The 25,165-nt window shown below is 72.1% G+C and carries 21 protein-coding genes and 1 pseudogene; 13 read left to right on the top strand and 9 right to left on the bottom strand.

Annotated features, from left to right (window positions below; all coding sequences use genetic code 11):
- Window positions 1–36 precede the first annotated feature (36 nt).
- Window positions 37–1,491, bottom strand: coding sequence for a glycosyltransferase (locus BM290_RS49130; protein ID WP_218163293.1), 1,455 nt, complete (start codon window positions 1,489–1,491; stop codon window positions 37–39).
- Between the two features lie 362 nt (window positions 1,492–1,853).
- On the opposite strand from BM290_RS49130, the gene BM290_RS14575 reads away from it, so the two are divergent.
- The 4 genes from BM290_RS14575 to BM290_RS14560 all read left to right on the top strand — a co-directional run bounded on the left by BM290_RS14575 (window position 1,854) and on the right by BM290_RS14560 (window position 4,817).
- On the top strand, window positions 1,854–2,507 hold the full coding sequence (locus BM290_RS14575) for an HAD family hydrolase (RefSeq protein ID WP_093614149.1): 654 nt from the start codon (window positions 1,854–1,856) through the stop codon (window positions 2,505–2,507).
- Window positions 2,508–2,567: 60 nt separating this feature from the next.
- Window positions 2,568–4,214, top strand: coding sequence for a sodium:solute symporter family protein (locus BM290_RS14570; RefSeq protein WP_093614147.1), 1,647 nt, complete (start codon window positions 2,568–2,570; stop codon window positions 4,212–4,214).
- Between the two features lie 13 nt (window positions 4,215–4,227).
- Complete coding sequence (locus tag BM290_RS14565; protein ID WP_093614145.1) at window positions 4,228–4,476, top strand: hypothetical protein; 249 nt, start codon at window positions 4,228–4,230, stop codon at window positions 4,474–4,476.
- A gap of 89 nt (window positions 4,477–4,565) precedes the next feature.
- On the top strand, window positions 4,566–4,817 hold the full coding sequence (locus tag BM290_RS14560; RefSeq protein WP_177319714.1) for a hypothetical protein: 252 nt from the start codon (window positions 4,566–4,568) through the stop codon (window positions 4,815–4,817).
- 4 nt (window positions 4,818–4,821) lie between these two features.
- Here the strand turns inward: BM290_RS14560 and BM290_RS49700 are convergent, their stop codons facing one another.
- Together BM290_RS49700 and BM290_RS49695 are read right to left on the bottom strand one after the other, a co-directional pair.
- Complete coding sequence (locus BM290_RS49700; RefSeq protein ID WP_239143543.1) at window positions 4,822–5,046, bottom strand: PQQ-dependent sugar dehydrogenase; 225 nt, start codon at window positions 5,044–5,046, stop codon at window positions 4,822–4,824.
- Between the two features lie 67 nt (window positions 5,047–5,113).
- A pseudogene (locus BM290_RS49695) lies at window positions 5,114–5,293 on the bottom strand (PQQ-dependent sugar dehydrogenase); the annotation flags it as partial.
- A 118-nt stretch (window positions 5,294–5,411) separates the two neighbouring features.
- Between BM290_RS49695 and BM290_RS14550 the strand changes: the two are divergent.
- The 4 genes from BM290_RS14550 to BM290_RS14535 all read left to right on the top strand — a co-directional run bounded on the left by BM290_RS14550 (window position 5,412) and on the right by BM290_RS14535 (window position 10,081).
- Complete coding sequence (locus tag BM290_RS14550; RefSeq protein ID WP_239143542.1) at window positions 5,412–6,944, top strand: alpha/beta hydrolase; 1,533 nt, start codon at window positions 5,412–5,414, stop codon at window positions 6,942–6,944.
- Window positions 6,945–7,008: 64 nt separating this feature from the next.
- Complete coding sequence (gene ggt / locus BM290_RS14545) at window positions 7,009–8,802, top strand: gamma-glutamyltransferase (RefSeq protein WP_373871053.1); 1,794 nt, start codon at window positions 7,009–7,011, stop codon at window positions 8,800–8,802.
- A gap of 57 nt (window positions 8,803–8,859) precedes the next feature.
- Window positions 8,860–9,444 carry a hypothetical protein gene (locus tag BM290_RS14540; RefSeq protein ID WP_093614139.1) on the top strand — a complete coding sequence of 195 codons (585 nt, stop codon included), beginning with the start codon at window positions 8,860–8,862 and terminating at the stop codon, window positions 9,442–9,444.
- Between the two features lie 19 nt (window positions 9,445–9,463).
- On the top strand, window positions 9,464–10,081 hold the full coding sequence (locus BM290_RS14535; protein ID WP_143133741.1) for a hypothetical protein: 618 nt from the start codon (window positions 9,464–9,466) through the stop codon (window positions 10,079–10,081).
- Between the two features lie 40 nt (window positions 10,082–10,121).
- Here BM290_RS14535 and BM290_RS14530 read toward each other — a convergent pair whose 3' ends face one another.
- The 5 genes from BM290_RS14530 to BM290_RS14510 all read right to left on the bottom strand — a co-directional run bounded on the left by BM290_RS14530 (window position 10,122) and on the right by BM290_RS14510 (window position 17,284).
- On the bottom strand, window positions 10,122–12,272 hold the full coding sequence (locus tag BM290_RS14530; protein ID WP_093614135.1) for a sensor histidine kinase: 2,151 nt from the start codon (window positions 12,270–12,272) through the stop codon (window positions 10,122–10,124).
- Window positions 12,273–12,579: 307 nt separating this feature from the next.
- A complete protein-coding gene (trmB, locus tag BM290_RS14525; protein ID WP_373871052.1) occupies window positions 12,580–13,197 on the bottom strand; it encodes a tRNA (guanosine(46)-N7)-methyltransferase TrmB in 618 nt (205 codons plus the stop codon).
- Between the two features lie 194 nt (window positions 13,198–13,391).
- Window positions 13,392–14,402: a TolB-like translocation protein gene (locus BM290_RS14520; RefSeq protein ID WP_239143541.1), complete on the bottom strand. Its 1,011-nt coding sequence runs from the start codon at window positions 14,400–14,402 to the stop codon at window positions 13,392–13,394.
- Between the two features lie 383 nt (window positions 14,403–14,785).
- Window positions 14,786–15,982, bottom strand: a complete 1,197-nt coding sequence (locus tag BM290_RS14515) for an EamA family transporter (protein ID WP_239143540.1) — start codon at window positions 15,980–15,982, stop codon at window positions 14,786–14,788.
- A 687-nt stretch (window positions 15,983–16,669) separates the two neighbouring features.
- Complete coding sequence (locus BM290_RS14510) at window positions 16,670–17,284, bottom strand: hypothetical protein (protein ID WP_093614733.1); 615 nt, start codon at window positions 17,282–17,284, stop codon at window positions 16,670–16,672.
- A 253-nt stretch (window positions 17,285–17,537) separates the two neighbouring features.
- Between BM290_RS14510 and BM290_RS14505 the strand changes: the two genes are divergently transcribed.
- The 4 genes from BM290_RS14505 to BM290_RS14490 all read left to right on the top strand — a co-directional run bounded on the left by BM290_RS14505 (window position 17,538) and on the right by BM290_RS14490 (window position 23,406).
- Window positions 17,538–17,969 (top strand): GNAT family N-acetyltransferase, encoded by a 432-nt coding sequence (locus BM290_RS14505; RefSeq protein ID WP_239143539.1) that lies wholly within the window; start codon window positions 17,538–17,540, stop codon window positions 17,967–17,969.
- Window positions 17,970–18,332: 363 nt separating this feature from the next.
- A complete protein-coding gene (locus BM290_RS14500; protein WP_093614129.1) occupies window positions 18,333–22,034 on the top strand; it encodes an ALF repeat-containing protein in 3,702 nt (1,233 codons plus the stop codon).
- Window positions 22,031–22,573: a hypothetical protein gene (locus tag BM290_RS14495; protein WP_143133740.1), complete on the top strand. Its 543-nt coding sequence runs from the start codon at window positions 22,031–22,033 to the stop codon at window positions 22,571–22,573. The genes BM290_RS14500 and BM290_RS14495 overlap by 4 nt, the downstream gene beginning before the upstream one ends.
- Before the next feature lie 89 nt (window positions 22,574–22,662).
- Window positions 22,663–23,406: an alpha/beta hydrolase gene (locus tag BM290_RS14490; RefSeq protein WP_093614126.1), complete on the top strand. Its 744-nt coding sequence runs from the start codon at window positions 22,663–22,665 to the stop codon at window positions 23,404–23,406.
- Between the two features lie 3 nt (window positions 23,407–23,409).
- On the opposite strand, the gene BM290_RS14485 is transcribed toward BM290_RS14490, so the two are convergent.
- Window positions 23,410–24,315, bottom strand: coding sequence for a proteasome assembly chaperone family protein (locus BM290_RS14485; RefSeq protein WP_093614125.1), 906 nt, complete (start codon window positions 24,313–24,315; stop codon window positions 23,410–23,412).
- A 237-nt stretch (window positions 24,316–24,552) separates the two neighbouring features.
- Between BM290_RS14485 and BM290_RS14480 the strand changes: the two genes are divergently transcribed.
- Window positions 24,553–25,158 carry an EcsC family protein gene (locus tag BM290_RS14480; RefSeq protein WP_093614123.1) on the top strand — a complete coding sequence of 202 codons (606 nt, stop codon included), beginning with the start codon at window positions 24,553–24,555 and terminating at the stop codon, window positions 25,156–25,158.
- Window positions 25,159–25,165 lie beyond the last annotated feature (7 nt).

Below are 25,165 nucleotides of genomic sequence, written 5' to 3'. Positions count from 1 at the left end.
CCGCGCCGACCGGTCTGAGGTTCGGCCGGCCGAACCTCAGACCGAGCGGAGGTGGCCTCGGGCGCCGCCGGATCCGCTGCCCTCGCCGTTGATCACCCGCAGGTCGGGGCGGCGGCCGAGGTTGAGATCGGTCTGGCTCTCTCGCCAGCGGCGACGGATCGGGGAGTCGGCGTTCGGGCGGTCGTTGCCCGGCCGGCCGGTGGCGGACCGGCGGTCGGGGGTGGTGTCGGCGCGGCGGCGCTCCGGGCCTCGGCGGTCGCCGCCACGGCGGCGTTCGGCTACGCCGATGCCGGCGCTGTTCGGGTGGTCGGTGGCGACGCTGTTCGGGCGGTCGGTGGCTGCCGCGGCGATCCGGTTGGGAGCCGGCCAGCGGCGCACGGCCGGATCGGTGGGCCGGTGGCCGGTGGCCGGCTTGCGCGGGGCGTTGACCGGCCCGGCGAAGTACGGGCCGAGCGCCGAAGGGGAGGAAGCGCCAGACTCCGTCCGGGAGGAAGTAGACCATCTCGGGCGGGAGAATGCGTCGTCGGCCGACAGGTGAGAGGGACCCCCGGGCGACCGGTGGGATGACCCGCCGGTCGCTCGGTGTGCTGAGCTGCCGGACGGCCGGTAGGAGGGGCCACCGGTCAGTACCACGATGCTTTCCTCGCCGGACGTGTGCGGGGCGCGTCGCCGGGTCAGGCGTTCGCGGATGATCGCGGCCAGGCCGGGCAGGAAGATGCCGCGGCCGATCTGCGGGTAGTGCGACACGGGCACCTCGGCCAGCCGTAGGCCGGCGGCCCGGGACCGCGCCGCCAGCAGGGGCTCGATGTCCCGGCCGTCGCCGTGCGCCGGGTCGGTTCCGGCCACGGGGGGCAGGCCCAGCAGGCCGGCGTTCTCCCGGCGGAACGCCCGGAAACCGGTGCCGGGGCCGGACGGGCGGCAGCCGAGGAGAACGCTCATGAACCAGAGCAGGATCAGGTCGGAGCGCCGGGCGGCCCGGACTCCTTCGGCCACCTCAGCGCCCGCGACGGAGAGGCTGCCCTCGTCCGTGTCGGAGAAGCGGCCACCACCGGGGCCGGCAGGGCGGCCCGAGCGGAACGGCAGACCGGGAGCGGCAGGGCGGCCCGAGCGGAACGGCAGACCGGGAGCGGCAGGGCGGCCCGAGCCCGAGGCGAGTGGCAGGCCGGGAGCGGAAGGACGGTCCGCGCCCGGGAGGAACTGCTGGTGGGGGGCGGGGGCAAGCGCTTCGACGAGGCGGGGCAACTCGGACGGGTCGCAGGAGCCGTCGCCGGGGAGGGTGACGATCACGTCGCCGGTGGCGGCGGCCACCCCGCAGGCGATCGCGTTGCCGGCGCCGTGGCGGGTCTGGCGGATCACCCGGGCCGCGCGGGGCAGCGGCAGGACGGTGTCGTCGCCGGGGCCGACCACCACGATGATCTCGCCGACCGGGGGCAGGCCGGCGAAGAGGAGCGGCAGCCGGGAGAGCGACGTCAGCGGGATCACAACGCTCACGGAAGGTAACTGCGGCACTGGCATGTAATACGGCTCCCGGCTCGGCGGCGTTGCTGGGCCCGAAGCTACCGGCCGGCAACCGGCCTGCACCCCGGCCTATCGGTTGATGGTGATCATCTGCCTGGACCGAACCGGTGGTGACTGCCCGTGTGCGTCGCCGGGCCGTCACCGACCGTACCGGAATTGGATAGGGTGATCGATGTAAGACTCGGCCTGCACATCTCCACCTTCAGATCGAGAAGCCTGTGCTCCGGCCGAGACGGAGCGGCGGGCGCGGCGCCTGGCGGGGTCACGGTGAGGCATGGCCCGGTTCGGGAGTCCTGGCAGAGGACGGGAGAGTTCGCACGGATGGTGGAGGCGCTGTGAGCATCGAGGCGGTCGTGTTCGACCTGGATGGCGTGATCATCGACACCGAGGAGGTGTGGGAGGAGGTCCGCCGCGGCTATGTGGCCGAGCACGGGCGGGAGTTCCGGCCCGACACCCAGGATCGGATGATGGGCATGAGCACCGGGGAGTGGTCGGCGCATCTGGCTGACGAGGTGGGCGTTCCCCGTACGGCCGAGGAGGTTGCCGCGGACGTCCTGGGCCGCATGGCCGGACGGTATAGGGAAGCCCTGCCGCTGATCCCCGGGTCGGTGGAGACCGTCCGGGCGCTCGCCGCCCACTACCGGCTGGCGCTGGCCAGCTCGTCCGCGCGGATCCTGATCGACCAGGTGCTGGCGACCGCCGGGCTGGCCGACGTGTTCGAGGTGACGCTCTCCACCGAGGAGGTGCCGCGCGGCAAGCCCGCGCCGGACGTGTATCTCACCGCGGTGGCGAAACTTGGTCTGACCCCGGCGGTCTGCGCCGCCGTCGAGGACTCCAGCAACGGCCTGCGCTCGGCGGCAGCTGCTGGTCTCACCGTGATCGCGGTGCCGCACGGCGTCTACCCGCCGGCGGAGGACGCGCTGGCCGGGGCGACGCTGGTGGTGAAGGCGATCACCGAGGTGACGCCGGCGGCCGTCGCAAACCTGTGAGTCGGGTGTGAACATTCTTCAATAGGGGTAACCCGCGGGCCACACTGGAGGAGGTGGCCCGTGGGGGGACTCCGGCTCGACGTGGGGCTCGTCGACTATCTGATTCTGGCGATCTATTTCGCCACCGTTCTCGGCGTGGGCTTCGCGGCACGGCGGGCGATCAGCAGCAGCGCCGATTTCTTCCTGTCCGGGCGGTCGATGCCCGCCTGGGTGACCGGTCTGGCCTTCATCTCGGCCAACCTGGGCGCCCTGGAGATCGTCGGCATGGCCGCGAACGGCGCCCAGTACGGCCTGATGACGCTGCACTACTACTGGATCGGCGCGGTGCCGGCCATGGTGTTCCTCGGCATCGTGATGATGCCGTTCTACTACGGCTCGAAGGTGCGCAGCGTCCCCGAGTTCCTGCGGCTGCGGTTCAACCGGCCCACCCACCTGTTCAACGCGGTCAGTTTCGCGGTGGCGCAGGTGCTGATCGCCGGCGTCAACCTGTACGCCCTGGCGCTGATCCTGCAGGCGCTGCTGGGCTGGCAGCTCTGGACCTCGATCGTGGTCGGCGCGGTGATCGTGCTGTCCTACATCGTGCTCGGCGGCCTCTCCGCGGCCATCTACAACGAGGTGCTGCAGTTCTTCGTGATCATCGCGGGCCTGCTGCCGATCACGATCATCGGCCTGGTCAAGGTCGGTGGCGTCGACGGGCTCTTCGACAAGGTGCGCGCCTCCGCGCTCGGTGACGGCGGCCTGCACACCTGGTCGACCACCGGCGGCACCGACAACCCGCTGGGCGCCAGCTGGATCGGCATCGTCTTCGGCCTGGGCTTCGTGCTGTCGTTCGGCTACTGGACGACGAACTTCGCCGAGGTGCAGCGGGCGCTGAGCGCCAAGGACATGAGCGCGGCCCGGCGTACCCCGATCATCGGCGCGTTCCCGAAGCTGCTGATCCCGGCCGTGACCGTGATCCCGGGCCTGATCGCCCTGGTCACCGTGCAGGGGCTGGGCGCCGAGGACGGGGACTACGTCTACAACAACGCCATTCCGCTGCTGATGCGGGACCTGCTGCCCAACGGCGTGCTCGGGGTGGCGGTGACCGGTCTGGTGGCGTCGTTCATGGCCGGCATGGCGGCGAACGTCAGCGGCTTCAACACGGTCTTCACCTACGACATCTGGCAGACCTACGTCCGTAAGGACCGGGACGACGCCTACTACGTGCGGGTGGGCCGGGTCGCGACGGTGGCCGGCATCGTGGTCGGCATCGGCACGGCGTTCATCGCGGCCGGGTTCGACAACATCATGAATTACATCCAGGCCCTGTTCTCGCTCTTCAACGCGCCGCTGTTCGCCACGTTCATCGTCGGCATGTTCTGGAAGCGGATGTCGGCGTGGGCCGGTTTCTGGTCGCTGTTCCTCGGCTTCCTGGCCGCGTTCGCGCTCTACATCCTGCACCTGACCGAGGTGATCAAGTTCAACTCCGACCTGGAGCAGAGCTTCTGGGGCGCGGGCCTGGCCTTCGTCACGGCGGTCGTGGTGGCGCTGCTGATCACGCCGTTCACCCCCGGCAAACGCGACGACGAGTTGCAGGGCCTGGTGTACGGCATGGGCGGTATGACCGGTGACGTGCTGGCCGCCGACCGGGTCTGGTGGCGCAACCCGGTGCTGCTCGGCGTGATCGCCGTGGTCCTGGCGTTCGCCCTGTACATCCCGGTCTGGTAGAGGAGGAACGACCATGGAACGCAAGCTGGCGCGGCTGTTCGACGTACGGCGGGTGATCGGTGGCCTGTTCGTGGTGTACGGCGTGATCGTCACCGTGATCGGCCTCCTCGACGGGCCGTCGGAGATGGAGAAGGCGCAGGGCGTACGCATCAATCTCTGGATGGGTCTCGGCATGCTGGCGCTGGGTCTGCTGATGCTGCTCTGGCTGCGCCTGAATCCTCCGGCGGAGCCGGACCGGAAAGAGTCGGACCAGGAGGGCTGATTACCGGTCGGGTGTGCCCGGGGTGCGATCGGGTTAGAGGGGGCCCGTGAATCGTCAACCCGGGCCCCGGTCCGACCGATTACCGGGGCATGGAACCCCTCGCCTCAATCAGCGGCCTCGCTACCGAGGCCAGCCGTCGGCCCATCGGCTGGCAGGTGCAGCTCCGCGTCGACTATGTCGTCAACAAGGTGATGCAGACGCATCGCGGCCAATCCGAGGACGTCGTCAAGCAGGCCATTCAGGACCAGCTGCGCGTCTACGGTGTGGTGCCCAACAACCGCCAGGTCAGTCAGTACGCGACGGCCATCTCGGCGTTGCCTCAGCTACCGCCCGCCGGCTGAACGGTCATCTCACCGGGAAACGCAGGATCCGGTCGTCGCCGTCGCGTATGTCGCCGCGGCCGTCGGTGTTCGAGGTGGTCAGCCACAGCGAACCGTCCGGCGCCACGGCGACCGTGCGCAGCCGTCCGTACCTCCCGGTGAACTCCGCCTTCGTCGAGCCGCCGCCGAGCGGCACCGTCCACAGCCGTTCGCCCTTCAGGGCGGCGACGTAGAGGGTGTCGCCGGCCACGGCCGCCCCGCTCGTCGCTCGCGTCGCCGGTCCCCACGTAGAGCATGCCGTCCGGGCCGAACGCGATCCGCCCGCCGTTGTGCCGTGAGCCCCGCGTGATCCCGTCGAAGATCACCTGCTGCTCGCCGCCGAGCTCGAACCGGACGATCCGGTTGTCGCCGGGCGCGGTGAAGTAGGCATACACCCAGTCGTCGCGCACGGCCAGGCCGAGCAGCCCGCCCTCGCCGCCGGCCGCCACGCCCGTCACCCGGTGGACCTCCCGCGGCGCCCGGCCCGGCACGACCTCCAGGATCCGGCCGGACGGCGTGCCTCGTCTGCGGTAAATGATGTTGTTTGCCGTATTCCGGGCGAGGATCAAGGCCAAGATGAGTCCGGTGCGAGCTTTGGGACGGCCGCTCACGGCCGCGATTCTCACCCTCACCAACCTTCTCGGGTACGCGCCACAACCGGCCCTGGCCGACCGGATCACGGGCGCGCCGTCCCGGGTCGTGAGCGCCGGCCGGGCCGTCGACCCGGCCGTCGGCCCGATCCGCTGGTCGCCCTGTCCCGAGGACGAGACCGTGCAGTGCGGCCTGATGCGCGTGCCGGTGGACTGGACCGTCCCGCTCGGCCCGCAGATCGACGTGCAGCTGGCCCGCAGCCCGGCCGCCGACCCGGCCCGCAAGCTCGGCGTCCTGGTGGTCAACCCGGGCGGCCCCGGCGTCTCGGCCGTCAACCTCGCCCTCGACCACGATTTCTTCGACAGCGACGTGCGGCTGCGGTTCGACATCGTCGGCGTCGACCCGCGCGGTGTCGGCCGCAGCGCGCCGATCCTGTGCGAGCAGCAACTGGTCGACGCGAAACCGTCGCCGCTGTTCACCACCGAGGAGGAGTACCGCAAGGCCGAGGAGTACAACCGGCGCCTGGCCGCGGACTGCGCGGCCCGCAGCGGCCCGGTGTACGAGCACGCCGACACGATGAGCGTGGTCCGCGACATCGAGGCGGTCCGGCTGGCGCTCGGCGAGGACCGGATCAGCTTCTTCGGCGCGTCCTACGGCACGCTGCTCGGCCAGCTCTACGCCGAGAGCTACCCGGATCGGGTGCGAGCCCTGGTGCTGGACAGCGTGATGGACCACAGCGCCGGGGTCGACGCGTTCCTCACCCAGACCGCGGAGGCCTCCCAGGCCGCGTTCGACCAGTTCGTGGCCTGGTGCGCGCGGGACGAGAAGTGCGTGCTGCGTGGGCGTGACATCCGCGCGATCTGGGCCGATCTGATGCGGCGGGCCGAAGCGGGGGAGCTGCCCGACCCGTACGACCCGCCCAACCGGCTCGGCCCGTGGCAGCTGATCTCGGCGGCGTTCAGCGCGTTCTACGACCCGCAGTGGTACTCGTTCGCCCACTACCTCAAGGAGGCGCACGACCCGGCGCCCGCCTCGCTCGGCCGCCGGGCCCGCTCCCGGTTCGAGGACCTCACCCCGTACAGCTTCCCGGCGGCCATCTGCCAGGACTGGTGGCTGCCGGTCGGCGGTTTCACCGGATACCGGGACCGGCTGCGCGCGCTCGCCGCCCGCGCCCCGCAGATGCGCGTCTCGCCGCTTGCCCTGACCGCCGTCTCCAGCTGTCTCGGCCGGGCCGCCGCGCCGGTCAACCCGCAACGGCCCATCCCGGCCGCGCCCGGCCCGGTCCTCGTCGTCAACTCCCGCTACGACCCGGCCACCGCCTACCCCTGGGCGCAGCAGGTGGCCCGGCAGCTCGGCCCGTCCGCGCGGCTGCTCACCTACGAGGGCTGGGGACACGTGGCCTACAAGCACAGCGAGTGCGTGAGCGCGGCCGTCGACGCCTATCTCACCGCACTGACCCTGCCGGCCGAGGGGGCGAGCTGCCCGGCCGTCGAGCCGAAACCGTTCGGGGTCGGCTGACCCGTTGCCTTTCCTGGTCATTCCCCGGTAGGCATGGATGACCGGCAATGTCCAACCTGGAGGACTGATGCGGTTCCTGCCCGCGCTGACAGCGCTGTCACTCACCACCCTCGGCCTCGTCGCGGCCTCCCCACCGGCGTTCGCCGGCGGCGCCGTCAAGGAGCCGACCGCGATCGGGTACGGCGGCGCCGTCGCCACCGTCGACGCGGACGCCACCGCGATCGGGCTCGACGTGCTGCGCCGTGGCGGCAACGCGGTGGACGCCGCGATCGCCGCCGCCGCCGCGCTCGGCGTCACCGAGCCGTTCTCGGCCGGGATCGGCGGTGGCGGCTTCTTCGTGCACTACGACGCGCGTACCGGGCGGGTCTCCACCATCGACGGGCGGGAGACCGCGCCGGCCGCCGCCACCGACAGGTACTTCATCGACCCGGCGGACGGGCAGCCGTACGACTTCACCGAGGCCCGGGTCAGCGGCCTCTCCACCGGCGTCCCCGGCACCCTGGCCACCTGGGACGCGGCCCTGCGGCGCTGGGGCACCCGGTCGCTCGCCGACTCGCTGCAGCCGGCCGCCCGCCTCGCCGACCGCGGGTTCACCGTCGACGCCACGTTCCGTCAGCAGGTCGCCGACAACGCCGCCGCGTTCGGGCAGTTCACCTCCAGCCGGGAGCTCTACCTGCCGGGCGGGGCGCCGCCGGCGGTCGGCACGATCCAGCGCAACCCGGACCTGGCCGACACCTACCGGCTGATCGCGCGGAAGGGGACCGGCGTCCTCTACCACGGGGCCGTCGGCGCGGACATCGTCGACACCGTCCAGCACCCCCCGGTCGCCGCCGACCCGTGGGGCTCCTGGGCGTACCCGATCCGGCCCGGTGTCCTCACCCGCGACGACCTGGCCGCCTACCGGCTACGGCACCCGGCGCCGACCCGGTCCGACTACCGCGGGCTGACCGTCTACGGCATGTCCACGCCGTCCAGCGGCGGCGTGGCGGTCGGTGAGGCGCTGAACATCCTCGAAGCGGGGCTGCCCACCCCGGCGACCGCCACCGGGAAGCTCCACACCTACCTCGAGGCGACCGCTCTCGCCTTCGCCGACCGGAATCGGTACGTCGGGGCGTACACCTCGCCGTCGGTGGTGAAGAAGTTGATCTCAGATCGCTGGGCCGGGCAGCGTGCCTGCCTCATCGACCCCACGAAAGCCCTGGTCAAACCGGTCGCGCCGGGTGAGCTGAACGGCTCCGGCTGCGCTGTCGCGGCCACCGGCCGGCCGGTCGAGGAGGGGCAGAGCACCACCAACCTGACCGTCGCCGACCGGTGGGGCAACGTCGTCGAGTACACCTTCACCATCGAGGCGACCGGCGGCAACACCATGGTCGTGCCGGGCCGCGGCTTCGTCCTCAACAACGAGCTGACCGACTTCAACTTCGCGCCCACCCAGGGCTCGGCGCCCGACCCCAACCTGCCCGGCCCCGGCAAGCGGCCGCGCAGCTCGATGTCGCCGACGATCGTCCTCAAGGACGGCAAACCGTTCCTCGCGCTCGGCTCGCCCGGTGGCGCCACCATCATCACCACCGTCACCCAGCTGCTGCTCAACCGGCTCGAACTGGGCATGACCCTGCCCGAGGCGATGGCCGCGCCGCGCGCCTCCCAGCGCAACAGCGCCGGCATCCAGGCCGAGGCCGCGTTCCGTCTGCGGTACGGCCCGGCGCTCACCCCGCTCGGCCACACCTTCGCCGCCGACGCTCCGGAGCTCGGGGCGGCCACCGCTGTCGAGTTCACCCGCGGCGGCGGCCTCATCGCCTCGGCCGAGCCCGTCCGCCGAGGTGGCGGCGCCGCCGGAGTGGTCCGGCCGGCGCGCTGACGTTTGGCGACTCCCCGATCGATCGGCCATCATGGTCCGGTCGATCGGGGAGAGGCGATGAGTTTCGAGAGCATGGCGCCGCACGAGGGCAACCTCGAGACCTTCAGCCTGGCCACCCGCCGGGTGATCCGTTTCAGCGTCGGCTTCCTGGTGATCGTCCTGCTCACCACCGCCCTCGTGCTGGCCGGGGCGTCCGCGATCCAGAGCGGCGCGGCCGACCCCAACTCGCCGGGCACCCAGGCCGGGCTGACGCTCGGGCTCACCACCCTCGGGCTGCTGACCATGGTCTGCCTCGTCGGCCTGGTGATCTCCACGGTGGTGTGGATCGTCAGCGCCCACAAGGTGTCGCCGAGCGGCCCCGGCGCCGTCGGATACGGCGGTCTCTTCGCGACCCTGCTGCTGATCAGCCTCAGCTACATCGTGCCGATGACCATCCTGGTCGCCGACATCCTGCGGATCTCCGGCTGGGCGGCGCTGATCGCCGGGGTCGTGCTGACCCGTGGGCGGATCCGCCGCGAGACCGGCCGCCCGGACCTCGGCGGCCGCCGGCGGAGCCTGCTGCAGAGCGACGACTGGGACGCCTCCAAGTGGGACCCGGAGGTCCACCGCGACATCGAGCGCCGGGGCCGGCCAGGGGAGTGACCTCTGTTAATGTCCCTCGGTGCAGTGTCAGCGGTGCGGAACCGCCCTCCAGCATCCCGGGCAGGGGCATGACTGCCGATCGGCGTATGTCCCGGTCGCTCAGCCGTCTCCGGCGTGGGTGGCGGCGACCTGGGTGAGCGTCGGCTCCGGTGTCCTCGTCGCGCTCTCCGCCGGGGTTCTCGGAGCGTTGCACCTCGCCGGCGCGCCGATCGCCACCACGGTGCCGTTCGTTCTCGTCTCCGGCCTGTTCACGATGGTCATGATTTTCGCGGCGCTGGTCTGGAGCCGGTCCGGGCGGCAGACCGTCGAGCGGTTCGGGGCCGACAGCCGGCTCTACGTCATCCAGTGGGGCGTCCGGATCTGGTCGGTCTGTCTCGTCGCCGGCATCGCCGTTCAGTATCTCGGTGAGACCCGGTCGTCGATGGCGCTCGGCGCGCTGGTGCGCGCGTTCGGTGCGGCGGCGCTGGTCGCCGACGTCCTGATCACCCGTCTCCGGGTCACCCGGCTGATCGCCGGGCTCGCCCAGCCCACCCCGGAGCAGCGTCTCCAGCAGCACGAGCCGGGCGACTGGGACGCCGCCGCGTGGGATCCGGCCGTGCACGCCGAGATCGAGCGCCGCGGCCGCCCCGTCGACTAAACCTCACCCGACGTCCGGCGGGGCTCGGGGCTCGGGGCCTTCATCTGACCTCCAGCGGCAGCCGGACCAGCACCGTTGTGCCGCCGTCCCCGCCGGTCAGCTCGATGCTGCCGTGATGCCGCTCCACCACGGCGCGGCTCAGGGTCAGGCCCAGGCCGCTGCCCGGCAGCACCCGGTCGTGGCCGCGGGCCGTCCGGAAATGACCGGTGAACAGCTGTTCCCGCTCGGCGTGCGGCACATCCCCGGCCGCGTCCGACACGGCCAGCTCGGCCGTCCGCCCGGTGCTGCGCAGCGACACCGCCACGTGCCCGCCGTCCGGACTGAACCGGACTGCGCTGCCCAGCAGCTTCTCCACGATGTGCCGCAGCCGGTCCCGATCGCCCGGCACGATCAACTCACCGGGCAGGTCCGTGTCGATCACCACGGGCGCGCCGTCGATCGCCGCCCGCGCCCGGTCCACCACCTCACGGACCACTTCGGCAAGATCCATGGGGGTACGCCGTACGTCAGCGTGTCCCGCGTCCAGCGCCGACAGCTCCAGCAGCTCGTTGATGATCTCCCGGAGCTGGTTCGTGTTGCGCTCGATCACCGCGATCAGGCGTGGGCCGTCCCGTACCAGCGTCGCCTCGTCCGCCTCACGCAGCAGCTCGGTGTAGGCGCTGATGGACGTCAACGGTGTCCGCAGCTCGTGCCCGATCAACGCCAGATACTCGTTCTTGCTGCGGGTCAGCTGCCGCTGCAGATCCTCCACCCGGCGGCGCTCCACGAACTGCCCCAGATGCGCGGCGATCCCCGACATCAGCGCGACCAGCTCGTCCTCCGGATCCTCCACCGAGTCGGCGAACACGGTCAGCACCCCGATCGGCCCCGCACCGTCGTGCACCGGGATCGCCAGCGCCGTGTGCAGCCGGTCCGCCGACGTGTCCGGGGAGATCAGGCTCTGCGGGCGGCCCACGTCCCGGATCCACAGCGGCTTGTCCACCTGCCAGGCCCGGCCGGCCAGCCCCTGCCCGTACGCCAGCCGCTCCGGCACCGGAATCCCCGACGGCCAGCCCGGCATGCTCCATCGAGCTGCCGCCCGGATCGTACCGTCGTCGACCATCCACAGCTCGGCGTGCACCCAGTCCAGGGTCGCGACCACCGCCTCCAGCACCCGCGGCCCGGCCGCCTCGATGCTCGGCGCCCCGGCCAGCGCCGTCGTCACGGCCAGCTCACAACTGCGGAACCGCTCGGCCCGCCGCTGCCGGGTCACGTCCTGCACCGCCTGCACGGCCCCCACCACCCGGCCGTCCCGCCCGCGGATCGGCTGCGCGTCCATCAGGAAGAACCTGGTCCGGCGGCTCCGCCCGTGCGCGGCGATCGGCTCGTCACGGACCTGTTCGCCGCGCAGCGCCCGGAACAGCCCCAGCTCCTCCCGGAGCAGCGGCACCCCCGAACCGTCGGCCAGCCCCGTCACGTCCTCCACCGGCGAGTCACCCCACAGCCGGCGCATCCGCTCGTTGACGAACACCACCCGCCCGTCGGCGTCACACGCGGTCACCCCGTCGTGCAGGCTGTCCAGCACCGCGTCCAGAAACCGGTGCTGCTGCTCCAGCTCGTGCCGGGCCAGTTGCTCCCCGATCAGCAGCGTCGCCACCTCGGCCGCCTCCGCCACCGCGGCGACCTGCTCGGCCGTCCACTCCCGCGGCCGGTGGTCGTAGGCGCAGCACACCCCGAGCACCCGGCCCCGACGGTCGTGCACCGGATAGCCCAGGTAGGCGCCACCGTGCTCGCGCAGCGTCCCGGCCGGCACCCGGTCGTCGGCCAGCGCGTCCGTCACCGCCAGGGTGCCGCCGGTCCGTACCACGATCCCGCCGAGCGATGTGCCCAGATCGGTGTGGCTCACCTCGTCCCAGTCGGCGGCCAGGCCCCAGCTGCCGTACAACCGCAGCCTCTCGCCCTCGACGAACTGCACACAGGCGCTCGGCGCGCTCGCCGCCCGCGCGGTCAGGGCCGCCAGCTGGTCGGCGGATCCGCTGGTGAGGACACCACGATGCGGGGAGGACCCGAGAAAGCGGGCGGCCGCCGGCGAGCGTGGGTGCTCGTCGACGGCCGTCCCCCCGTAAGGCTCGGCCGTGCGTGCGGGAACCGCGGCTTCCGCCGCGTGCGTCCGTCCGGACCGCCCGGCATCGCCGGGGCCTTCTCGCCGCATGGCCGACCTCCACCTCAAGCCTAGATGCGCGAAAGGGCTAAAACCGGCAAATACGGCGGCGCGCGCTCCGGCCCTTCACGGCGGGGGACTGAGATCCACCCCACAACCTTCAGTGTCGGCCGCTTCCGCCGGACCCTTTGCCCCCGATTCCGCAGCGCTCCGGCCCGGGTCGGCCTCGGCGCGGGTCTGCCCGCGTGGGTCGGCCTCGGCCCGGGTCGGCCCGCGTGGGTCGGCCTTCGCCCGGTCTTCATACGCGCGGGCCGGTATTCGCCCGGCCGGCTCTTGCCCGGCATCGGTGCGGCCGGGTTCAGCGGCGTTCGTACCGCAGATCGGTGATCGGACGGCCCGCCGCGGCGCCGCGCCGCTCGAACTTCGTCTCCGGCCGGCCGTGTGGCGTTTCCGGCAGTCGCCGCAGGCCCGGATCGGCGTCGAGCGTCTCCGCCATCGCCTCCGCATACTCCGGCCAGTCGGTGGCGCAGTGCAGCACCCCACCCGGGCGGAGCCGGTCGCGCAGCAGAGCCACGTTCGACGGCTGGATCAGGCGCCGCTTGTGGTGACGGGCCTTCGGCCACGGATCCGGGAAGAACACGTGCACCGCGTCCAGGCTCGCCGGCTCGATCCGGTGCACCAGCTGCATCGCATCGCCGCAGGCCACGCGCACGTTGTCGAGCCCCAGCTCGCCGGTGAGCGCCAGCAGGTTGCCGATGCCGGGCGTGTGCACCTCGACCCCGAGATACCCCCGCGCGGGATCCGCCGCGGCCATGGCCGCGGTCGCGTCCCCCATCCCGAACCCGATCTCCAGGACCACCGGCACGTCCCGGCCGAACAACTCCACAAGATCCAAGGGGGTACGGTCCCCGTCGACCACCGTCAGCCCGAACCGTGGCCACAGCGCCGCATGCGCGTCGGCGTGGCGGCTGCTCATCCGCCCACGGCGCGGGTGAAAGGTGCGGATAGGCCTGGCTGCGGGTGCTTCGGTCTCACTCATGGCGCGGCCAACGATAGAACCCGCCCCCGGCCGGCGCGAAATCCCGTGGCGGGCGGTGCCCGGCGGACGCGCTCGGACCGCTTGGCGTGGCCGCGGCGGTCGTCGCTTCGTGCGGCGGCTTGCTCCGCCGGTCAGTGGGGCCGGGGCCGGACGCTCGGCTGCGAGCCGGAGCGGAGCAGGGTGCGCGTCCCGTCGGACAGGCGGAGGACGGTGAGCCACGATCCACCGTTGTTGCGGCTGGTGACGACCGCGTGGCCGGAGTCGGCATAGGACAACTCACGGTCGAGCGCGCTCCCGACGGTCCGCTCGGCCCCGGTGGCCGTGTCGTACTCGACCAGGTGAACCGGCTTGTTCCCGGCGGCCGTCTCACCCTCCTCGTAGGCGGTCCAGGACAGCTTCACCCCGTCCGGACGCCAGCTCGGCACCACCGCGAAGCCCCGGTTCTGCGTACCTCCGCCGCCGTAAGCGGCGACGGTCTGCTCCTCGCCGGTCGCCACCGTCCCGATGCTCAGGCAGGCGTCGTACGTCGACTCGCAGTCCCCACCCCGGAACGCCACCCGGATGCCGTCCGGGGACCAGGCCACCGCGTTGTCGTACTGCAGCCGTTCCCGCAGCGACCCGGTGGCAGGCCCGGCCGTCGTCTCCTCCGGCAGCTTCTCCCCACGGCAGTCCCGGGGGAACAGCACCTCCGGCTTCGCCCCGCCCGCTGTCGCCGAGATCCGGTACACGCCGGGCCCACCGGTGCAGGACAGCGACGCGAACGCGATCCACTTCCCGTCCGGCGACCACGACGGCCCACCCGCCGGACGGGTGCTCAGCCGCCGCTGTCCACTGCCGTCCGCCTTCATGACCCAGACCTGCCCCCTGTTCAGCACGGCGATCTGCCGACCGTCCGGCGACCACCGCGGCCGGGCATGTCCACCACCGGTGGTGAGCCGCTGTTCGGTCGCGCCCTTGCTGACGTAGACGTCCCCGTCCCGTACGAACGCCACCGGATCGGGCAGCCCCGCCTCGACCGGCGCCGCCGGCCGACCCGTGCCCGCTGCCGGCGCCGGATCGCCCGGCGTCGCCCTCGCCAGGGCGGGCAGGGCCTGCGAGCCGCTCAGACCCACCGCCGCCGCCAGCGTCACGCTTCCCGCCATCTGACCGAGCTTCCCCATGGCCGAACGCCCTCCGAGGTAACGCCTTCACCCTGACAACAGGAGTCATCGTCGCAACCGCGCTGCACCTAAGCCGTTCCCGCGCCGCAACCCGGAAAATGTCCACCCCTCTCCCGTCCTGGCACCACGGGGATGGCCACCTCGTCCACGGCCGTGCCGTCCGTCCCGGTGCGGCCGGTGTTTCGCACCGGCGTCCGGGCTCCCGCGAAGATCAACCCGCGAGCCCGGCGGCCCGGCACAACATGCAAGAACCAGGCCAGGCGCCCGATCCCTCCCGAGATCCTCGAAACGCCGATCGGCCCCGGCGGACAACGACGGGTGGTGACGCGGCCGGTCGCGGGACCACCCCACGACCGGCCGCGTCCTCAGCCCCGGATCGGCATGCCGGCCGAGGTCCCGCCGACCGGATCCGGTGTGCCGGCCGAGGTCCCGCCGACCGGATCCGGTGTGTCGGCCGGGGTCTCGCCGGCGGGATCCGGTGTGTCGGCCGAGGTCTCGCCGGCCGGCTCCGGTGTGGCGGGACCCGCTCCGAGAAGACCCGGATCGGAGGCCGGGCCGGCGGACGGCGTGCCGATCGGGTCGGCGGGCAGCGGCGCCGGCTCCGGGGCGCCGTCCGCATCCAGGTAGAGCGTCGCCACAGCCCCGAGCAGCAACAACCCTCCGATCATCGTCGCAAGACCGAGAGGCTCATCGATCAGGAGTACGGCGAGGAGCGCTGCGGTGAGCGGTTCGAGGAGGGTGACCACCACGGCCACGCTGCCGGAGATGCGCCGCAGGCCCGTGTAGAACAGCGCATACGCCAGGGCCGTGGTGATCGCGCCCGCATAGATCAGCAGAGCGACCGGCCCGGCCTGCGGGATGAACGCCAGGCCTTCGACGGCGGCGATCGGCAGGATTGCGATCGCCCCGATCGCGCACGACAGGGTCGTCAGGGTGAGCGGTTCCACGCCCTGGGTGGTGTGGCGGCTGAGCGCGGTCGACGCGGCATAGACGATGCCCGAGCCGATGGCGGCCAGCAGACCGAGGCCGGCGGCGGAGGCGCCCGGTCCGGTGGTCGCGCCTGGTCCGGTGGTTGCGCCCGATCCGGCGGTGGCCCCGCCGATCAGGACCAGGCCACCGATCGCCGCTGCCGAGGCGATCATGGTCGCGATGCTGGGCCGTTGCCTGGTGCGTAGCGTCTCCCAGGCGCTCAGCAGCACGGGCGCGATGCCGAGGCTGACCACGGTGGCGATGCTGACGCCGCTCAGCCGGACGGCCACGAAGTAGAGGCCCTGATAGGCGGCGAGCCCGACCCCGGCGGCGACGACCGCGGCCGGCGCGCCACGGAACGCCGCCGCGATCCGCCGCCGCGACGGCCACCCGATGACCAGCAGAACGACGGCGGCGACGGCGAGCCGGTAGAAACCGATCGCCAGCGCCCCGAGCCCGGTGTGCCCGGCGACAACCTGCACGACGACACCGGCGGTGCCCCAGAGGATCCCGGCCGCGGACACCTGCAACAGGCTGAGCCGGGCGCCGGCCGTGGCCGACGAGAAGACAGACGAGAAGTACGAGATGAACACGTGCGCTCCGAGAAAAGAGTGAGTCGTCAGAGAACGGCGACGGAGCGCAAGGCAAAGCAGCCGATCAGCCGGTGCTGAATCGGCGCGGCGGCGCTCCGGTCAGGAGCGCGGCGGCGGCAGAACGCCGGGGAAGGGACTCACGCCAGGCAGCTTAGCCGCTGCCCGCCGGAGGGCGACACGGGTCACGGCCCGCCAACCCGCCGACGCGTGCGCAGACCAGCGCAGAGAGGCGGCCGGCGGGCTCTCCCGGGCGGCTGGCAGGAGCTCTCCGGGCGGCCGAGCGTGCGGAGCGAGCGGGCCGGCGGGCGTGTGGGGTGGGGCGGCCAGTCGCGTGTGTGAAATGGGTCGGCGGGGCGTGTGGGGTCGGGCGGCTGGCCACGCGTGGGAAATGGGCCGGCCGGGCGTTTGGGGTGGGGTGGGGCGGGCCAGCCGCGTGTGTGAAATGGGTCGGCGGGGCGTGTGAGGTGGGGCGGCCGGCCACGTGTGGGAAATGGGTCGGCGGGGCGTGTGGGGTCGAGCGGGCCAGCCGCGTGTGGGAAATGGATCGGCCGGACGCGTGGGGTGGGGCGGCCAGCCGCGTGTGTGAAATGGATCGGCCGGGCGTGTGGGGTGGGCGGCCGGCCACGCGTGGGAAATGGGCCGGCCGGGCGCGTGGGGTGGCATGCGCCCGGCCGGAGCAGGGCAGGGTCAGGCGGCTGGGGACGCGGTCGCGGCCCACATGGCGGTGAAGGCCGCCGCCTCGCCGGCCAGCCAGCTCTCGACGTCGCCCGGGCGGGCCGACCGGTCGATGCGGTGGGCGACGCCCCGGCGCAGGTCGACCAGGACCGGCTCGGCGTTGGGCAGGATCTGGTCCATGTGGCGGGCCATCAGGTGGAGCATCGCCGTCGCGGCCTCGGGGCTCGGCGGCTCCTCGTCGAAGTGGAGGCGGACGGCCTCGCGCCGCCCGTCGTCGTAGCGCAGCCCGAAGTGCGGGTTGATCTTCACAGCCAGGGGGCCGACAGTGGCGATCGCGTCGCGGGTCTGCGCGAGATTGACCTGCTCAGGGTCGCCGAGCGAGGCCAGATAGGTACGGGCGCCGGCGCGCAGCGTCTCGTACAGCGGCTTCCAGCGGTCCTTCACCACATCGACCACGCCGCCGAGGTAGCTGCCGCCGGTCCGGAAAGCGATGTCGGCCTTCAGCGCTTTCACCAGCTGGCCGTGCGGGTTGAACCCGCTCCGGCGCTCCCGCTGCTTGCGCAGGCCGCCGACGAACGTGGCCTTCGCCGGACCGGTGCGCGACACGTAGCGGGTGAAGCCGAGCATCGTCGCGTAGGGAGGGATCACGGGCACGGGGGTGGTGGTCGAGATCGTCACGTCGTCTCCTCGCTCGCACTGCGGAAATCAGGCCGCAAGGGGCCTCCGAAGGCCTGAAGATCCGCAGCTCAGGTCCCCTCTTTCGTACATACATTCTAATCGACGGGTACGACATTCCCAACGCGGAAACCGGCCGCCGGCGACCCGGCCGCGGCGGAGTTCATCGGCCCGCGACCGAAGGCTCCGGCGCTAGACTCCGCCGGTGATCGTGCGGATGGCGGGACCGGCGGATGTGGCGGCGCTCGCGGAGTTGCGCGGCATCGAAGCGGACGGCGTTCCGGCGTACGCGGCATGGATCCTCTCCCACGCGGAGACCCACCTGCCGTTCGTCGCCGAGATCGACGGCCGTGTGATCGGCTGCGCCTTTCTCTTCGTCGCCGAACGGGTGCCCGGCAACGGGTCGACGACCCGGCGGTACGGCGACGTCCAGTCCGTGATGGTTCGTGAGGAGCACCGCAATCGGGGTGTCGGCGCCGCGATGATGGCCGCGATCCTGGCCGAGGCGCGCACTCGGGGCCTGTTGCACGTGACCGTCCATTCCGGTCGTCGCGCTGTCGACTTCTACCTGCGCAACGGCTTCACCCACCACCGCCAGATCCTGATCTGGGAGCCGGGCGCGGTGGACGGCCGCTGACGAGCAGGTGAACAGGTGCTCTCCGGGGCCGGGCGGGACTCCGCGGCCTCCGCGTCGCGACCGGCCGCACGTATCTTTTGATCGACTGTTGGCTATACTCCTCGCGCTTCGGTTTATATCGATTGCTGCCGCTGGGTGGCGATCCGGGGGAGGTATAGCGATGCGACTCGTTGCGAGAGCTTCGGCTGAGTTGTCCGTTGTGGCAGCCCAGCGCCTCTGACGCCGGTCACCTCGGCGCGAACTCGATCACTCCTGCACCGCCCGCCCGGCGGTGGCTGCCGCGTGCCCGGAAGTGATTCTCGCGCCAGGGCGCCGGCCCGGCCGGCGGCCGATCGATGACATTCATCACGGGGAGTGAAGCTTATGAGATTCCGATCACGACTGGCGGCGGCTGCTGCGGGATGCGTCGCCCTGACGGTCCTGGGCGTCCCGTCACCGGCAAGCGCCGACATGGTGCAGAACGATCCGGTGGCGGTCCGGTCGCTGGCCGTCGAGCTGGCCAAGTTCGGCGAGAACAATGTGGCCGAGCAGGCTCGCGCAGCGCTGTCCGGCACCGACGCGGACCTGCGCGACTTCCTGCCGAACGGCCTGCTCACGGCTCAGGACCTGGACGACCGGGACGCGATCGCGGAACTCATGGGCGTCGGCGGGACGGCGATGAAGACCGCCGGCCAGGCGGCCCTGGACGGCGACCGTACGGCTCGGCGTGCCTTCCTGGTCTCCGGCTGGGAGACCGCCTGGGCCCGGGACGAGCGCACCCGGGTGGGTCAGGTCGCGGCGGCCGGTGGGCCGGAGGTCAAGCGTCTGGCCCAGCTGGCGTTGAACGGCACCACCGATGACGTGGACCTGTTCCTCCGCGAGCAGCAGTATGTGGCGCAGCGTCACGACGACCGGGTGCTGGTCGGGCAGATCTCGACCGGCGGGGGTGCGTATCTGAAGGCGGCCGCGCAGGCCGCACTGAACGGCACGGACGAGGACGTCGCCGAGTTCCTCGCCTATGGCCAGTTCGTCGCGCAAGCCCGGGACGACGAATTGCAGACGGTCACGGAGCTGGCGCTGGAGGCCACCGAGGCCGGCAAGATCGCGACCCGGGAGACGCAGCAGGCGAAGGACGCCGCGGCCCGTGCGGTGGAGACGTCGCGACTGGCCAAGCTGGCGGCGCAGGACGCCGCCAAGGAGACCGCCGCGGCCAAGGACTCGGCGCTCAAGGCGGCCCGGGCGGCCAAGCGTGCCGCGGACGCGGCCCAGCGTGCGGCGGATGCGGCGCAGACGGCCGTCGCGGCGGCGAACGCGGCGAACGCGGCGGCCCGGACGGCTTCGAGTGCGGCCTCGCGGGCGGCTGCCGCGGCGGCGAAGGCCGGCGACGCGGCGAGCCGGGCGGACAAGGCGGCGTTCGCGGCGGCCACCGATGCCACGAAGGCGGAGGACGCCAAGAACGCGGCGGTGAACGCGCGGAACGTCGCGGCGAGCGCGCGGACCGCGGCGGTCGCCGCCGGCCAGGCGAAGGCCGCTGCCGAGGCGTCGGCGAACGCGGCGGTGGCCGCCGACTCGGCGGTGCAGAACTCCACGCAGGCGGCGGATGCCGCGACCGAGGCGGCCCAGTACGCCGGCCAGGCCGGGGCCGACGCCGATGAGGCGGAGCGGGCGGCGGCGAAGGCGCGCCGGAAGGCGGCCGAGGCAGCACGGGCTTCGGCAGCCGCGCAGAAGTTCGCCCGTCAGGCGGCGACCGCGGCGGGCAACGCGCAGAACTTCGCCAATGACGCGGCGGCCCACGCGGAACGGGCTGCGGCCGCTGCCGACAAGGCGGCGCTGAACGCGGGCAAGTCGAGCAAGGCCTCCGAGGAGGCGCGGATCCACGCGGAGAACGCCATCAAGGCGGCTGACGTCGCGGCGAACGCCGCGGCCGAGGCACGTCGTGTCGCGACCGTCGCCCGGGAGGCCGACCAGGCCCGGATCGACGCGCAGATGGCCGAGAACATGCTGGCCGCCGAAGATGCCAGGGCCGAGGAGGAGACCGAGCTCGAGCGGGCACGCTGGGACAGCCAGGCGACTCAGCGGCGCGACGCCGAGACCACCCGGCTGATCAACGAGGCGTCCGCCGCCGGCGTGCCCGACGCCACCGTCGTCTCGCTCGGGCGGCAGGCGGCCACGAGACTGCTGAGCAACGGCGGGCCGTGGAGCCAGGCCGCGGCCGAGACCGCGCTGACCGGCACCGATGCGGACATTCTGCAGTTCATCCGGGTCACCCTGCCGCTGACCACGGAGCAGGACGACCGGGAGACCGCGAGCACCATCGCCTACACCGCCGACACGCCGGGTCTGAAGACCGCGGCGACCGCGGCCGCCGACGGGCCGGTGGCGGACCTCCGGGAGTTTCTGCGGACCGGGGCGTACCCGGACCAGGTTCGTGACGACCGGGTCAAGGTCGGCAAGTTGATGACCAATGGTGGCCCGGCGATGAAGGCCGCCGGCCAGGCCGCGCTGAGCGGTACCGCGGAGCAGCTCCACGCGTTCCTGCGCGAGGGGCAGTACGTCGCGGCCAACCAGGACGCGCGTATCGAGGTCGGCCAGATCGCGTCGACGGGTGGGCCCGAGGTCAAGGCAGCGGCACAGGTCGCGCTCTCCGGGCCGCGCTCGTACGCGAAGCACTTCCTCGAGTCGACGCGGTACAAGGCACAGCAGCGGGACGAGGAGGCCGCGGCGCACGCGGCGAAGATCGAGGCTCTGGTCAACGACGCGGCACGGACCGCGGCGCTGGCCAAGCAGGAGGCGGCGGTCGCGGCGCAGGCGGCGGCGACGGCCCGGTCGGCCAGTGACGCGGCCAAGCAGTACGAGGCGATGGCCAAGCAGGCGGCGGCCGACGCCAAGGTCTACGCCGCGAACGCGCAGAACTCGGCGAACGCCGCCAAGAACTCGGCGCAGCAGGCGGCGGCGTCCGCACAGACCGCGAAGAACGCGGCGGCCGCGGCCAAGCAGAGCGCGGCAGAGGCGACCGCGTCGGCGAACCGGGCACGCAACTCCGCCGACGCCGCCCGGGCCAGCGCGGCGTTCGCCCAGCGCCGGGCCGACGACGCGGCGGCGTCCGCTCGCGACGCCCTGAAGAGCAAGGACGAGGCCGCCAAAGCCGCGGTCGAGGCCTTGAAGATCTCGCTGGACCTGCGGCAGAAGGAGGAGGCCGCGCGCCGCGCTCAGCAGAAGGACGTCATCCAGCAGAAGTGCGGTGACATCCGCCTGTACATGATGGGCATCCGGTGTGAGGGTGACGAGCTGCTCCACGCCATCAACAACGACGAGAACTTCTGCACCATCACCTTCGGCAAGGCCCAGGCCTGTGAGGAGGTCATGCCGCTCTACCTGGCCGAGCTGGACGCCAAGAGCGCGCAGGCGGTGCTGGTCACCCACATCGTCCTGACCGTGTGCGGGTTCGTCCCGGTGGTCGGCGAGCCCTGCGACGCCCTGGACGCCCTGGTCTCGTACCTCGAAGGGGACAAGACCGGCGCGGCCGAGAGCCTGCTGTCGATGATCCCGGGCGCCGGCTGGCTGCCCGGCGGCAAGCGGGGCATCGATCTCATCCGTGAGCTCAAGGTGTTCCGCAAGACCAACAACAAGCCGCCGTGCGTCGGCAGCAAGTTCGCCGGAGCCTCCGTAAAGGCGGCCGCGGCCGCGGATCCCTCCGACGCCTGCAAGGTCTGGCCCAACACGATGTACAAGGAGTGGGAGAAGGAGAAGGCGATCGCCGAAGCGCTCGGTGTCACGCCGACCGCGGTCAACGGTGCTCGATTCAAGGAGTACGTGAACACCGGCGAGACCCTGAAATGGGCGGTGCTCACCGACGGCTCCCTGGTCGTGATCCCGAAGCACGTGGATGGGGTCGAGATCAAGCACTCGGTTCTGGCGAACGGCGGAAGTGTGCTGGCCGCCGGCGAGGCGATGATCTTCGACGACGGCCAGGGCGGCTACTTCGGCGCGGAGATCAACCGCAACAGCGGGCACTACATCCCGGACGCCGACACACTCAAGATCGGCCGTGACGCGTTCAAGAAGTTCGGGATCATCTTCCGGTGAGTGATTCTTCCAGGTCCGTCGGCCGGTTCGACGCGAACCGGCTGACGGACTGGCTCCTCGGAACCCAGGAACTCGAGCCGCTTCACGATCCACGGGAGTGGTCGAGCATCACTGCCGCACTCTCCGGAGATGTGTACGCCGCCCTGCAGGAGCAGCGGCCGACGTGGCACCGGCCGGCTGAGGCATACCTGCGTGCCCTGGCCGAGGCGGTCCGGGCGGAGGCCGTCTCCGCCCACGACGCGGCGGTGAGCCGGATGAACATGACGGCGGTGGTCGTACGCTCCGTACCGAGCACCGAGTGGGGCGACCGGTGGCGGCCCACCGCGATGGTGGACCTGTTCCTCGAGCGGTGTCCGGTCACGCTGGCCGAGGCTCAGCGGCTCGCCGGGGCGCAACCACTGCCCCCGGTGGGGGACCTCGTCCGGTTGCGTCATGCGAAGACGATGCTCAATCCGCTGGTACTCCTCGCGCCGTTCCTCCCGCCGGATTCGGTGGACCGGATCCGGCCCTGGCTGGAGCTGAGAGAGCGCCTGCCCTGATGATCGGGTGAGAAGCCGGCCTCGACCGAGAGGGAGAGGCCGGCCGCCGATCCCGATCTTCGGGCGGCGGTGTGGCGGAGAATGGGGGCATGGCACTGATCCGCTGTGACTTCTGGTCCGAGGCGCTCGAGATGAGCACGTCGATGACGGTGCTCCTGCCCGACGGGGACTCGGTGGATCCGCCGCCCGTGGTGTATCTGCTGCACGGGCTCACCGACGATCACACCGCGTGGACGCGGTTCAGTTCGGTGGAGCGTTACGCCGAGGAGCACGGCGTGGCGGTGGTGATGCCGTCGGTGGACCGCAGTTTCTACGCCAACGAGACGTACGGCATGAGGTTCTGGGATTTTCTGTCGGCGGAGCTGCCGGAGCGGGTCGGCCGGTTCTTCCGGGTGTCGGCGCGCCGGGAGGACACCTTCGTGGCCGGGCTGTCGATGGGTGGCTACGGCGCGCTCAAGTGGGCGCTGCGTGAGCCGGAGCGGTTCGCGGCGGCCGCCTCGTTGTCCGGGGCGCTCGATCTGGCGTACATCCAGGAACATGACCGTCGCCCGCACATCCGTGCCCTGGTGGCCAGGGTCTTCGCCGACCGGATCGTCGCCGGCGGCGACGAGGATCTGATGCACCTCGTCCGGGTCGCCGACCCGTCGTCGCTGCCGCGGCTCATGCTGCGCTGCGGCAGCGACGATCATCTGGTCGCGCAGAACCGCCGGTTCGTGGCGGCGTGCGCGACCGCCGGGGTCAGGGTGGACGCCGCTTTCGAGCCGGGCGACCACACCTGGGAGTTCTGGGACGGGCACCTGCCGGCGGTGCTGGCCTGGCTGCTCAAGAGGTGACGGTCAGTTGTCGTCGCGGCTCTGCTCGGCGAGGAACCGCTCCAGCTCCGCGCCGAGCTCCTCGGCCGTCGGCAGCGGGGTGTCCGAGTCGGCGAGCAGGTTGCCCTGGCGGCCGCGCAGGAACGCGTCATACTGCGCCTCCAGCGAGGTGACCAGGCGGGCCGCCTGCTCGTCGTCGGCGACCTGCTTGTCCACCTCGTCGCGGACCGCCTTGGCCGACTCGCGCAGGCTGCCGGTCGGCAGGGCCAGGCCGGTGCTCTCCGACACCGAGTCGAGCAGCACCTCGGCCGCGGCCGGATAACCGGTCTGCGCGAGGTAGTGCGGGACGTGCGCCGCATAGCCCAGCGCGTCGCGCCCGGACTGGCCGAGCCGGAACTCGAGGAGGTTGCCGACGCTGGCCGGCACCTGGACCCGCTGCAGCCACGACTCGTGCTCGCCGAGCAGGCGCTTGTCGGTGGCGTGCGCGGTGACACCGACCGGGCGGGTGTGCGGCACGGCCATCGGGATCGCGTTGAGGCCCACGGTCCGGCTGACGCCCAGATCGTCGATCAGGCCGGTCACCGCGGCGATGAAACGCTCCCACTGCAGGTCCGGCTCGGGGCCGGCGAGCAGCAGGAACGGGGTGCCCAGCTGGTCCTTGACCAGGTGCAGGGCGAGGCTCGGCTCCTCGTAGCTCTCGAAGTGGTCGGCCACGAAGATCATCGGGGGCCGGCGGGAGCGGTAGTCGAGCAGCTGATCGAGGTCGAACGTGGCGACGATCTCGCTCTCCAGGTGCTCCAGCAGATTTTCTCTGGCCAGCTGGATCGCGGTGCCCGCGTCGACGAAACCGGTGAGCGCCTGGATGAGCACCGGGCCGTCCAGAGCCGGCAGGTCGCCGGTCACCTCGTAGAGCCCGTGGGGGTCGAGCACGCTGTGAACCTCCGTGAGAGCGGCGCCCGCTGACGCGGGCCTGTTCCGGCGGTAACAGCCGGCTGCCGGCGTTCATTCCGGCACGCTCCCATCATTGCGCACCCGAGCGTGGCGGCGGAGACGTGCACGCACCACGCACAATGGGTTTCAGATCCTTCTCCCCGCCCCCTGGAGTGATCTTTGAATCAACAGCAGTCCGCAGAGTCCCTCGCCCCCTCCAGCACGCTGTGGGCCCGGATGAAGGCCGATCCGCAGTACGCTCCCGAGCACCTCGCCCTCGACGCGGTGCGCCGGCTCGGCCCGGAGGCGGCCGCCTGGCACGCCCGGCTGCGTGAGGAGCGCCCCGATCTCGACGCCGACGGCCTCGCCAACCTCGCGATCAGGCACTTCACCACCCTGGCCCGGGTCTCCGGCGCCGTCTCCGGCGCGGCCGGCCTGCCCGGCGCGGTGGTCGACGTCGGCGTCCTCGCCTGGACCCAGTCGCGCCTGGTGCTGCACGTGGCCGCCGCCTACGGCGCCGACCCCGCCGCCCCGGAACGGGCCACCGACCTGCTCGTCCTGCAGCGGGTGCACCGGGTGGCGGAGACCGCGCGGACGGCGCTCGGCGTCGCGGCCGGGCGCGAGCGGGCCAGCCGGATCTTCACCGGCGACTCGGGCCGGCCGCTGGCCGGAGTGCTGGTGAAACTCGGCGTCAAACTGGCACAGATGGCGGGGGTACGCGCGGCGAAGCGCCTGTTCGCCAAGATGGTCCCGGGCGCCGGCATCATCCTCGGCACCTGGGTCAACTCGGCCGCCACCAAGGACCTGGCGAAACGTGCCCGGGAGCATTACCGCAACACCTAAGATTCCG

Origin of the sequence: Actinoplanes philippinensis (assembly GCF_900113015.1) — a bacterium.
Lineage (GTDB): Bacteria > Actinomycetota > Actinomycetes > Mycobacteriales > Micromonosporaceae > Actinoplanes > Actinoplanes philippinensis.
This window is presented reverse-complemented; position numbering and strand designations above follow the sequence as displayed.